This is a genomic window from Terrihalobacillus insolitus (genome assembly GCF_028416575.1).
Lineage (GTDB): Bacteria > Bacillota > Bacilli > Bacillales > Amphibacillaceae > Terrihalobacillus > Terrihalobacillus insolitus.
Genome location: NZ_JAMQKB010000006.1, coordinates 72150 through 84210, shown reverse-complemented (window position 1 = coordinate 84210; position 12061 = coordinate 72150). Strand labels below are relative to the sequence as shown.

The window sequence follows — 12061 nt, the reverse complement described above, 5'->3', positions numbered from 1 at the left end:
TTGAAATATGACTGCATCATAGTTGGTGGAGGCATTGCAGGGTTGCAGGCAGCCATTCAGCTAGGGAGATATAAGCATAAGATACTTGTTATCGATTCAAATAACGGGAGATCCAATTTGTGTCACTGTTATCACAACATACTTGGATGGCCTGATGGGGTAGATGGTCAGAAGCTACGGGACATAGGCAAGAAGCAAGCGGAAGGATTCGGAGTAGTTTTTATTCAGGATGAAATAGTAGATGCGAAACAAATAAACGAGGAATTTTCCTTGATTGGAAAGCAAGGTGTAACATATCAAGGGAGGCTTCTCCTGCTGGCGACAGGTGTCATGGATCGTTTCCCTTATTTTTCTAATTTATATCCTTGTCTTGGGAACAGTATTTATATTTGCCCTGATTGTGATGGGTACGAGATCAACAACAAACGTGCGATTGTGCTTGGTTCTGGTGACGTTGGAGCGAATATGGCATTAACGCTAACTTATTGGTCACAGGATTTGGTATATGTGAATCATGAACAGAAAAAAATGGCTGATCGTACACGCAAGGAATTAGAAAAAAACAACATAGTCTATGCAGAAGAGCCAATCAAAAAAGTAGTTGCGGATGGTTCACAATTTAAAGGAGTAAAACTGGAATCTGGTTCATCTATTCACGCCGATCATGCTTTTTTGGCCTTTGGTGGAAATAAAGTGCGATCAGATTTGGCTGCAATGCTAGGAGTGGATTTATATAACAACAATCACATACTGGTTGATCCACGAACCAAAATGACCAATGTTGAAAATGTTTGGGCTGCAGGAGATGTTGTGGCGCATTCTGAACAGACAACGATTGCGATGGGTGATGGAATGCAAGCTGCCATTTGGATGCATAAATATTTAATGGGCGATGGTCCTAGTGAACTCTAGAATTACTTTTTGAACACACACTTTTAGAGGTTGTTCAAAAAGTCACCAAAAGATAAGCTGCGCATCTCTTCGTTGGCTTGTTATTCGGTTACTCAAAAACAACGCCGTCTCGACCTGCTTGCTTCTAATTTGCCAATTTTTTGAACACACACTTTTAGTAAAAAATGGGTGTCTGGTCTTTTGCTCATGGTAATCCGTTGTTTCAATTATTACAATTATATCTGAACTTTTGCTGAACGAAGGTCTTCTTTTAGGTTTTGTTATTTTTAAAGTGGTAACATAGGAAGGGAGTAGAAAATAAGGAGATTCAAAGATGAAGAAACAGCAGGATTTTACGAGTGGAACGATACTAAAACAATTGTTGTTCTTTTCTGGCCCCATTCTGTTGACGAACCTTTTACAGGTTTCTTACCAGTTTATTGATAGTTTATGGGTAGGGAATTTATTAGGTGCGAATGCACTAGGTGCCGTGGCAGTGGCAGGAACCGTGATTTTTACAATGTTGTCATTCATTATAGGGATCAATAATGCAACATTAACCATTTTATCCCAACAAAAAGGGAAAGATAATGAGGAAGGTCTAAAGAGGTATCTGAATGCATTTGTTGTCATTTTAACAGTATTATCTTCCATCCTTGGACTTATCGGATATCTTTTTTCGGAAACCATTCTTTCCATCCTAGGTACACCTGATACGATGATGGCACTAGCGAATACGTATTTGAAGATTAACTTTTTAGGGATTCTATTTTTGTTTGGATATAATTTTATCGGAACCGTACTCCGTGCTTTGGGTGACAGTAAAACGCCTATCCGATTTGTTGTAATTGCAGTAGTGTTAAATGCCATTTTAGATCCAATTTTTATTACTTTGTTAAACTTTGGTATAAGTGGTGCGGCTTATGCCACGATCGTATCACAAGGTTTTTCGTTTTTTTACGGGATCTACTATGTACTTCGCTATAAACTTGTCCCATTGATTAAGCCACATCTCCCTAAAAAGGAAGAAGTGTACCTTATTTTGAATTTAGGTATTCCTTCTGGGCTGCAGATGTCTGTTATTTCTGCGGGAGTTGCCGCAATTATGAGTGTTGTAACGTCGTTTGGAGAAGGGGTTGTCGGTGGTTTTAGTGCGGCACAGCGAATTGACAGTGTCATCATGCTTCCTGCCCAAGCACTTGGAACAGCAGTGAATAGTATGGCAGGGCAAAACATTGGAGTTGGAAAATGGAAACGGGTAAATCAAATTGCCAAATATGGTATTGTATATAATTTGACCATTATGCTTGTGATTGGAACACTTGTTGTTATTCTCAGTGAACAGATGATTCGCCTCTTTATTCAAGAATCTGAAGCAGTTGAATTTGGAACAAAATATTTACAAACGATCGGACTGCTTTATCCGTTTTTGGGGTTTAATTTCATTTTAAATGGAGTTGTACGTGCAGCTGGTGCTATGTATCAAGTACTTGCACTTAACATTGTTTCGTTTTGGATTTTACGTTATCCACTAACTTTTATTTTTGCAAAACTGTTTGGCGACGTTGGAATCGCGATCGGTATGGGAGCTAGTTTTGTACTGAGTAGTCTTATCGCGTTTTTATATTTTCGATACGGAAAATGGCGAGAGAAAAAGTTGTTTAAGGAACGATCAGCATAATGAATGGAACCTTTTTAGAGGGTGGAACTTTATGAAAATAACGAAAAAGCTTGGTCAAGAGATCATTCAACAGCTTGGACAGTACGCTGAGGTACCAATCAACATAATGGATTTAAATGGAAAAATTGTGGCAAGCACGGATTTGTTGCGAATAAATGAGATCCACGGTGGAGCAATCCGTGTCATCGAACAGAACGAAGCGGTAATTTTATCCAAACAAGACGTTGCACAATATCCAGGTACACGTCCTGGGGTAAACTTACCGATTGTTCATGGTAGCAGTATGACAGGAGTTGTTGGGGTCACTGGTGATCCTGAAGACGTAATGCAAGTGGCGCAAATGACGCGTGCTTCGGTGGAAATTGCCATGAAACACATACACATTGAAAGGCAAACTTTTTATAAGGAAAGACAATGGGGGAATTGGTTACAACAATTGTTGCACCCGCTTGGAATCCATGAACAAGAATTAAGAGAGGAAGCAGTTTACACACTGGGCATAAATGTGATGGACGATTGGAGGCTCATTGTATTACATAGTGAGTTTGTACATGATTTTTTAGAAGAAATAAGAATAGAATTGCAACAAATGCACGTAAAAGCATTATTCTGTCAGTCGTTTGGCGAAGATGAAATCATCATCGCATTGCCAGCTAAGTTCAATAGGTATTGGTCAGTAGCAGAAACGTTGGTGAAACGTTTTAACAATAAATTACGTGCTGGAATTGGCAGTGTTAACCACGGGGTCATTGGTTTACGAGAATCATACATGCATGCCAAACAGGCAATAGAGTTTGCTGACGAACAAATTAGAGTAACATCGATTGAAGAGTGGGAATTAGAACGAATCCTTTCATCTATACCAAAAGAAGAATATGAAGCTGTTTGTAACAACTACCAGTCTATTTTAGCAAGCCTTGGTAATGACTACCTCAAAACCATTGATGCCTATTTTGAAAATAGTTTTAAGGTCAAAGATACTGCTAATCAACTACACATTCATCGAAACACACTTTTTTATCGATTAGACCAAGTCAAAATGAAAGTCGGTTTAGACCCACGTCACTTTCGCGATGCATGTTTGCTTAAAATAATAATAGAGGTTTTGAACACGCACTAAGAACTCAAATATGATTGTGCAAATGCACAAACCTCCATCCGTGATAGTCTAAAAATTTAGTCTATCAACTAATTGAAGCGCATTCATTTTCCCTATAAACTAAAATTATACTTGTTAAAAGGAGCTTATCCTAATGAACATTGTAATATCTCCAGATTCGTTTAAGGGGAGTTTAACATCCACCAAAGCAGCTGTAACGATCGAACGAGCTATTCAAGAAATTGATAGCGGTTACCAAACAGTGATTAAACCAATGGCAGACGGTGGGGAAGGGACGCTAGATGCATTCATTTCATCCAGTAACAGTAAGCGAATCTCTTTAACCTGCACGGGTCCATTAGGTGAGAAGATCGACACAAACTATGCCATCACAGAGCAAGGTGTAGCGATTATCGAATTGGCTAGTATTGCAGGATTGCCTCAAGTACCTTCAACGAAAAGGAACCCAGATTTGACCACATCGTTTGGCTTAGGAGAAGCAATGTTGGATGCGATGGAAAGAGACTGTACATCGATTGTCATTGGTTTGGGTGGTAGTGCCACGAATGATGGTGGGCTTGGTATGCTTCTTGCATTAGGGATGAAAGCTTGGGACAAAAAGGGGAAGGAGGTAGGCCCATTCGGACGGGAGCTATTGCTAATAGAAAATATAAGCTGTGAGGACGTAGACCCTAGGTTAGCAACTGTTAACATTCGGGTCGCGTGTGATGTAGATAATCCTTTGTGTGGTTTACGAGGTGCTTCCTCCGTATATGGGCCACAAAAAGGTGCAACGAAAAAGCAGGTACAAGTGTATGATCAAGCAATGGGGAAATATGCAGGGAAAATAGAACAATTATTGGGCTTGCAATTACAAGAGGTTGCAGGGGCAGGCGCTGCGGGTGGTCTTGGATTCGCCATGTTAAGTATTGGTGCAAGCCTTGAATCAGGGGCAAAGTTACTGGCTGAATCGATTCTTTTAGAGGAAACAATTAAGGAAGCGGATTTGGTTATTACTGGTGAGGGACAAAGTGATGAACAAACCCTTTATGGGAAGGCACCTGGATATGTTGCTGAATTAGCTAAAAAATATCATGTACCTGCGATTTTAATTTCTGGAAGCCTTAGTGGGGATTTAGATGCACTTAGAACAAAGTTTGCTGGCTGTTTTTCGATCATCAATCGACCACTTACCATCGAAGAATGTATGGAAAAAGCGGAAGAATTACTGTTTGAACAGACAAAGCAAGTAATTCATTTTGCACGATCACTAAAATAAAGGGAGTGGAGAAATGGAAGGTTTAGGACTTATTTTTGTCATATTGTTAGGTGTTTTGTTTGTTATTTTTGCTACTGCAAAATTAAAACTTCACCCATTTTTATCGCTACTTTTTGCCGCATTTGCCATTGGGATTGTTGCTGGTCTTCCGTTAAGTGAAGTAACAGAAGCAGTTAACAGTGGATTCGGCGGGTTAATGGGCGGTATCGGGCTTGTCATTATATTTGGTACTATAATTGGGGTTATTTTGGAAAAGTCGGGTGCGGCATTAAGGATGGCAGAGGTTGTACTAAGATTAGTTGGAGAAAAGCGACCTCAGCTCGCTATGAGTCTAATTGGAGGCATTGTTAGTATTCCTGTATTCTGTGACTCTGGCTATATCATTTTGTCGTCCTTGAAGAAAGCGCTTGCTAAAAGAGCAAAAGTGACGATTGCATCGATGGCAATTGCACTATCAACTGGATTGTTTGCAACACATACGCTTGTTCCTCCTACTCCTGGACCAATTGCAGCTGCTGGAAACATTGGTGCAGAGGACTATTTGGGAACGGTTATATTAATGGGTCTTATTGTCGTTATTCCAGTGATTTTTGTAGGATACATTTGGGCAATGAAAATAGGAACGAAAATGAAGGTCGAAGGTGAAGATAGAGAAGATCCTGCATACGATTATGACACTATTTTAAAACAATTTGGCGAGATGCCGTCAACTTGGAAATCCTTCGCGCCTATTCTTGTCCCAATTATTTTAATTAGTTTGAGTTCTGTTATTACCTTTGCTGGTTGGACTGGCGCAATTTTTGATATTCTACTGTTTGTAGGTGCACCGGTTGTTGCGTTATTAATTGGCGTCCTATTTGCATTCCTGCTTCTACCAAAGTTTGATCACGAAACGTTAACAGACTGGGTCGGAATCGGTATTAAAGAGGCTGCACCAATTTTATTAATTACTGGAGCTGGTGGGGCGTTCGGCTCTGTTATAAAAGCGACTGCAGTAGCAGACTTTATCGAAGGTTTTGCAGGCAATGATGTCTTTGCCGGTGCCATGTTTGTCTTTGTACCGTTTCTCATTGCGGCAGCATTAAAAACGGCTCAAGGATCGTCTACAGCAGCTATCGTCATAACTTCTTCCCTAATGGCACCAATTGTCACGCAGGTTGGTATTGAGGGAGCTATACCACTGGCACTTGTTGTAATGGCAGTAGGGGCAGGTGCAATGGTAGTTTCCCATGTAAATGATAGCTATTTCTGGGTGGTAAAAGAATTTAGTGGAATGTCCGTGACACAAGCATACAAGGCACAAACAGCAGGCACATTGATGCAAGGTATAGTGGCAATCGCGGTCACATTCATTTTGTGGATTATATTTGTATAACCTCTATAGAAAAGATTTTATTGCGTATGTAGTCAAACATTGGCTACATACCTTTTTTTATTGATTTGTCGGCTTTTTGAACTCGCCCTATACCAAAACAGCAGTGGCTAACATATAAAGATTGGAAATGATTACGGTTTCATTGTACACTATTATTTAACAACATAAATGAAGAGGAGTGCTACAATGAAACTGGTATCCTATCGATGTAAAAAAAGCTATGGTGCATTTCGGATCGGCATAGTAGATGGAGATAAAGTAATGGATGTGAATGAGGCGTTTCGGCAATATTTGTTAGCTAACGGAGAAAAGGATCATGCTAACACTGTTGATTCCTTACTGCCATCTGCACCTAACTCCTATTATGCATTAGGGGAGCAGGCCTTTAAACGCAGTCAAATAGCTTATGATTTTGTAAAAGATCATTCAATCGAAAATGTGAGCTTCAATCGAAATGAAGTAGTTTTATCTCAGCCTATTCCAACAACAGCAAAGGTAATCTGTGTTGGAAAAAATTATAGTGAACATGTAAAGGAAATGAAAAGTGAGATTCCTACATTTCCAGTTTTATTTGCAAAGTTTCCAAATGCAATGATTGGCCCAGAAGATCCAATCCTCAAATCAGTACATACAAATGAACTAGATTACGAAGCTGAACTTGCAGTTGTCATTGGAAAAACAGCCTCCCATGTCCATCAACAGGATGCACTAGATTATGTTGTGGGGTATACGATTGGAAATGATAGTTCTGCACGTGATTTACAAAAACGAACACCACAATGGCTGCAAGGGAAATCGTTGGATCACAGTTCGCCAATTGGACCATGGGTAGTGACCACAGATGAATTACCTGATCCTTCAAATTTAGATATTAAGTCATTTGTTAATGGAGAGCCAAGACAATCTTCTAATACAAAACACTTAATTTTTGATGTGCCATTTTTAATCGAATTTATTTCAGGTCTTATTACACTGAATCCAGGTGATGTTATTTTATCTGGAACCCCAGATGGAGTTGGATTTGCAATGGATCCACCTCAATTTTTAAATGCAGGAGACAGCGTAAGAATCGAAATCGAAAAGATCGGACAATTAGAGAATAAGGTAAAGTAGATAACTAGGGGCATCCTTCTTTACGAGGTTGCCCTTTTTATTTTTTTGAATAAAACGATAATAGTGCATACCAACATAATATAATTTTCGAAAAATTCCTGTATCAATATTGCATAAAAATACATTATAAAGTATAATAATTAACTAATTAACTCGAAACTTTACTTGTAGACTTTGAAAACAATAATGAATGGTGTGAAATAATAGGCCACGAACTACTAATCTAAAAAAAAGGAATAGGAAATATGATCCATTGAGGAGTGAGCAAATGAAGGTTGCTATAGTTGGAGGAACGGGGTACGGTTCCATAGAATTAATTCGTCTATTACAGATGCATCCGCATGTTGAAGTAAGCGCGGTTGTATCACATTCGCAAAGTGACAGTGCATTAGCTGACATATACCCCCATGTAACGGGTGTACTGAATTATACGTTGGAGAGCATGGATATAGCAAAATTAAAGGAATCGATTGACCTCGTTTTTTTTGCCACACCCTCAGGGATCAGTATGAAATACGCTCCTGAGTTTATTGAAAATGGGGTAAAGTGCATTGATTTATCTGGAGATTTTCGTTTGAAAAATCTAGATGAATATGAACAGTGGTATAAAGGTTTACCAGCACCGAAAGCGTTTGTTGAAAGTGCAGTTTATGGTTTAAGTGAATTTTATGAAAATCAAATAAAGTCTGCTTCTCTTATTGCGAATCCAGGGTGTTATCCCACCGCTACATTATTGGCACTATTGCCGATCCTGAAACGAGGAATCATTGATCCCAATACGATCGTGATCGACGGAAAAACGGGGGCTTCAGGTGCAGGCAGGGGATTATCCCTATCGACTCATTATACGGAGTTAAATGATAACGTTCGCGCATACAAGATAGGTGAGCATCAGCATACACCTGAAATGGAACAAACGATTTATGCGGAAACGAACCAACTTACTAAGGTTACTTTTTCAACCCATTTACTTCCAATGACAAGAGGGATTATGTGCACAATTTATGCAGCCTTAGAGGAACCACTCTCAACTGCAGATGTCCTTCAACAGTACCGCGGATTTTACCAAAATAAACCATTTGTTCGAGTCAGGTCAGAGGGTAACCTACCGACGACAAAAGAAGTGTATGGGAGTAATTTTTGTGATATTGGTGTCCATGTCGATGATCGGACAGGAAGAGTCACGATTGTTTCGGTTATTGACAACTTGGTGAAAGGTGCTTCAGGTCAGGCGATTCAAAACATGAATATAATGAATGGTTGGAATCAAACAACAGGTCTTATGCAATTACCTGTTTATCCATAAAAAAGTTTAGACAGTACCAAGGTGTATACCTGAGCACGGAACATGGTATTACCTTAAAAAAACGAAAAGAAAGGATGAAGATCAAATGCAAACCGTATCAAAAAAAGAAATGCAGCTTGTGCAAGGAGGGAACGTGACAACTCCTCAAGGATTTTTTGCAGGTGGTCTTCATTGTGGAATCAGGAAAACAAAGCTGGATCTAGGTTGGCTATATTCAGTAGTGCCAGCGACGACAGCTGGGGTGTATACTACAAACGTTTTTCAAGCCGCACCACTATTAGTTACACAGGAAAGCATATCGAACAATAATAAAATTCAAGCAATTCTCGTAAACTCAGGTGTAGCCAATGCATGTACAGGAGAACAAGGTCTGACAGATGCCTATGAAATGCGAAGGGTATTTGCTGAGGAAATGAATATTTCAGAATTAGATGCAGCCATCGCTTCAACAGGTCTTATTGGAGTTCCGCTACCAATTGACAAAATCAAAGCTGGCATTTCCAGAATCCATATAGATGAAAATACAGATGCGTCTAAATTCGAACAGGCAATTTTAACAACAGATACATGTGTGAAAAATGCTGCGGTTGAATTTGAGGTTGGTGGAAAGAAAGTAACAATTGGTGGTGCAGCCAAGGGATCTGGCATGATACATCCCAACATGGCAACAATGCTTAGCTTTGTGACTACCGATGCCGCTGTGAAAGAACAGGATCTGGCCGACGCACTAAAAGATATTACGAATCAATCTTTTAACATGATTACGGTAGATGGAGATACGAGTACAAACGACATGGTACTTGTAATGGCAAACGGGAAAGCAAATAATGAAACCCTTACAAAGGAAAGCCACGACTGGCCAGTGTTTGTTAACGGATTGAAAAAGGTTTGTCAAATACTCGCAAAAAAAATTGCCCGTGATGGGGAAGGTGCAACCAAGCTAATTGAAGTCCAGGTAAATGGAGCCGCAACAGATGTAGCTGCACGGGCGATTAGTAAAGCAATTATTTCTTCCAATCTAGTAAAAGCAGCAATATACGGTGCAGATCCGAATTGGGGAAGAATTGTGACAGCTATTGGGTATAGTGGTCAACAGGTCAATCCAAATAACGTAAAAGTAGCAATTGGGTCAATCACAGTGGTGGATAACGGCTTACCTTTATCCTTTGATGAGGAGAAGGCAAAGGATTATTTAAGTAACGAAACGATAAATATTTACGTGGATCTTAAGCAAGGTAACACAACTGCAACAGGATGGGGCTGTGATCTTTCATATGATTATGTAAAAATTAATGCCTCATACCGGACGTGAGGGAGGACACACAAATGAACTATATGATCATTAAATGTGGTGGTAGTGTACTCGATGCACTACCATTGTCCTTTTATGAAAATATTGTAGATCTACACAAAGCGGGCAACATTGTCCCTATTATCGTACATGGTGGTGGGCCAATTATTTCTTCATATTTAAAAAAGCATGGTGTCAAAACGTCTTTTGTACAGGGATTAAGGGTGACGACCGACGAAGTTTTGGATGTCGTTGAAATGGCTTTAAGTGGTTCGGTGAACAAAAAAATTGTAAGGAAATTAAACCACGTCGATGGAAATGCGTATGGTATTAGTGGAGTCGATGGCGGATTACTCACTGCAACAAAAATAACGGGCGAAGTGGACCTAGGATTTGTAGGTGAAGTGACCCATGTGAAACGTGCAATCATTGACCGAATCGCTGAACAAGGGTATATTCCAGTCTTATCGCCATTAGCTTTGGATACATCTGGACAACGTTATAATATCAATGCAGATATGGCGGCGTCCGCAATTGCACAAGCACTTGGAGCTAAACTCTGTTTTATTAGTGACATACCAGGAATTTATACAATGGAAAATGGAGAAAAAAAGGTGTTTCGTCATTTATCGGAACAAAAAATCAACCAACTCATTAATGAACAAGTGATATATGGCGGAATGATCCCTAAAGTACAATCAGCTCTCAAAGCATTGTCTGATCAAGTACCAGAAGTGGCGATTATTAACGGTAAAGAAAAAGGTAGTATCATTCAGCATGCTAGTGGCAAAAGTGTTGGAACAAAAATCACATTAGAAAGTGAGGTAGCTCACATTGAATAAAGAAGACACAACGATAAATCAAGCGATAATGCCGACCTACAATCGGTTCCCAGTTACTTTAGTAAAAGGAAGCGGAAGCTATGTTTGGGATGAACTTGGCAATAAATTTTTAGACTATACCTCTGGGATCGCAACGTGTAATCTCGGCCACGTTCCAGATATAGTGAAAGTGGAGGTAGAAAAACAGCTGCAGCAGCTTTGGCACTGTTCGAATCTGTACCATATTCCAAGTCAAGAACAACTGGCATCGGCATTAACAGAGGCTTCTTTTGGTGATCAAGTATTTTTTTGTAATAGTGGAGCGGAGGCAAATGAAGCTGCACTAAAATTGGCAAGAAAGTACGCGCAAACTGTAAAAGGAACGGACAAATTTGAGATTGTCACCTTTCAACATTCGTTTCATGGAAGGACGCTTGCTACACTAACAGCTACCGGACAGGAAAAGGTAAAGGAAGGTTTCTCACCATTACCAGCAGGATTTCGACATCTCCCATACAACGACATGGAATCACTTGACGAATTGATTCAACCTGAAACGTGTGCGGTAATGTTAGAGCTCGTTCAAGGTGAAGGAGGCGTCAATCCGGCAGATCCAGAGTGGGTTAATCAGCTAGTCAAAATGTGCCGCGAGAATGATGTCTTAATCATCATTGACGAAATTCAAACTGGAATGGGTAGAACTGGAACCCTGTTTGCGTATGAAGGATACGGCTTTGAACCCGATATTATGACGGTTGCTAAAGGACTTGGATCAGGATTTCCAATCGGGGCGGTCATTGCGAATGAGCAAGTAGCAAAAGCATTTGGTCCTGGTTCACATGGTAGCACATTTGGAGGCAATCCGATTGTAACGACTGCTGGACTAGCAACGTTAACGCATATAACAAATAGTTCCATTTTAACAGAAGCAAAACAAGCAAGTGCCTATTTGATTGAGCAGCTTTTTGCATTGAAGGAGCAATTTGATACAATAGAAACAATTCGAGGAAAAGGGTTACTTCAGGGAATGGTCGTCAAAGAAGAAGCAGCAACGATCGTAGCGAAACTCCGAGATCAGCATATCCTTGTCCTTTTAGCAGGCCCATCCGTTATTCGAATCCTTCCTCCATTGACAACAACAAAGGAGGAAATAGATCAGTTCATCACTGCGTTAAAGAGCGTATTTCAAACTAGTTAAAGAGGGT

General features: G+C 39.9%; 10 protein-coding genes. All 10 read left to right on the top strand.

All coding sequences use genetic code 11. From position 1 onward, the window contains the following. The 10 genes from NC797_RS08085 (at window position 1) to NC797_RS08040 (ending at window position 12054) form a co-directional block, all read left to right on the top strand. On the top strand, window positions 1–912 hold the full coding sequence (locus NC797_RS08085; RefSeq protein WP_272436270.1) for an NAD(P)/FAD-dependent oxidoreductase: 912 nt from the start codon (window positions 1–3) through the stop codon (window positions 910–912). A 313-nt stretch (window positions 913–1225) separates the two neighbouring features. Beyond that, window positions 1226–2572: an MATE family efflux transporter gene (locus tag NC797_RS08080; protein WP_272436269.1), complete on the top strand. Its 1347-nt coding sequence runs from the start codon at window positions 1226–1228 to the stop codon at window positions 2570–2572. Window positions 2573–2603: 31 nt separating this feature from the next. Continuing rightward, window positions 2604–3692: a CdaR family transcriptional regulator gene (locus NC797_RS08075; protein WP_272436268.1), complete on the top strand. Its 1089-nt coding sequence runs from the start codon at window positions 2604–2606 to the stop codon at window positions 3690–3692. A gap of 133 nt (window positions 3693–3825) precedes the next feature. Further along, window positions 3826–4950 (top strand): glycerate kinase, encoded by a 1125-nt coding sequence (locus tag NC797_RS08070; RefSeq protein ID WP_272436267.1) that lies wholly within the window; start codon window positions 3826–3828, stop codon window positions 4948–4950. A 13-nt stretch (window positions 4951–4963) separates the two neighbouring features. Further along, complete coding sequence (locus tag NC797_RS08065; RefSeq protein ID WP_272436266.1) at window positions 4964–6325, top strand: GntP family permease; 1362 nt, start codon at window positions 4964–4966, stop codon at window positions 6323–6325. A 186-nt stretch (window positions 6326–6511) separates the two neighbouring features. Then, window positions 6512–7438, top strand: a complete 927-nt coding sequence (locus NC797_RS08060) for a fumarylacetoacetate hydrolase family protein (RefSeq protein ID WP_272436265.1) — start codon at window positions 6512–6514, stop codon at window positions 7436–7438. Between the two features lie 268 nt (window positions 7439–7706). Next, window positions 7707–8744, top strand: coding sequence for an N-acetyl-gamma-glutamyl-phosphate reductase (gene argC / locus NC797_RS08055; protein WP_272436264.1), 1038 nt, complete (start codon window positions 7707–7709; stop codon window positions 8742–8744). 85 nt (window positions 8745–8829) lie between these two features. Beyond that, window positions 8830–10056, top strand: coding sequence for a bifunctional ornithine acetyltransferase/N-acetylglutamate synthase (gene argJ / locus NC797_RS08050; protein ID WP_272436263.1), 1227 nt, complete (start codon window positions 8830–8832; stop codon window positions 10054–10056). Between the two features lie 14 nt (window positions 10057–10070). Continuing rightward, on the top strand, window positions 10071–10877 hold the full coding sequence (gene argB, locus NC797_RS08045) for an acetylglutamate kinase (RefSeq protein WP_272436262.1): 807 nt from the start codon (window positions 10071–10073) through the stop codon (window positions 10875–10877). Window positions 10878–10905: 28 nt separating this feature from the next. After that, window positions 10906–12054, top strand: a complete 1149-nt coding sequence (locus NC797_RS08040) for an acetylornithine transaminase (protein ID WP_272436354.1) — start codon at window positions 10906–10908, stop codon at window positions 12052–12054. Window positions 12055–12061 lie beyond the last annotated feature (7 nt).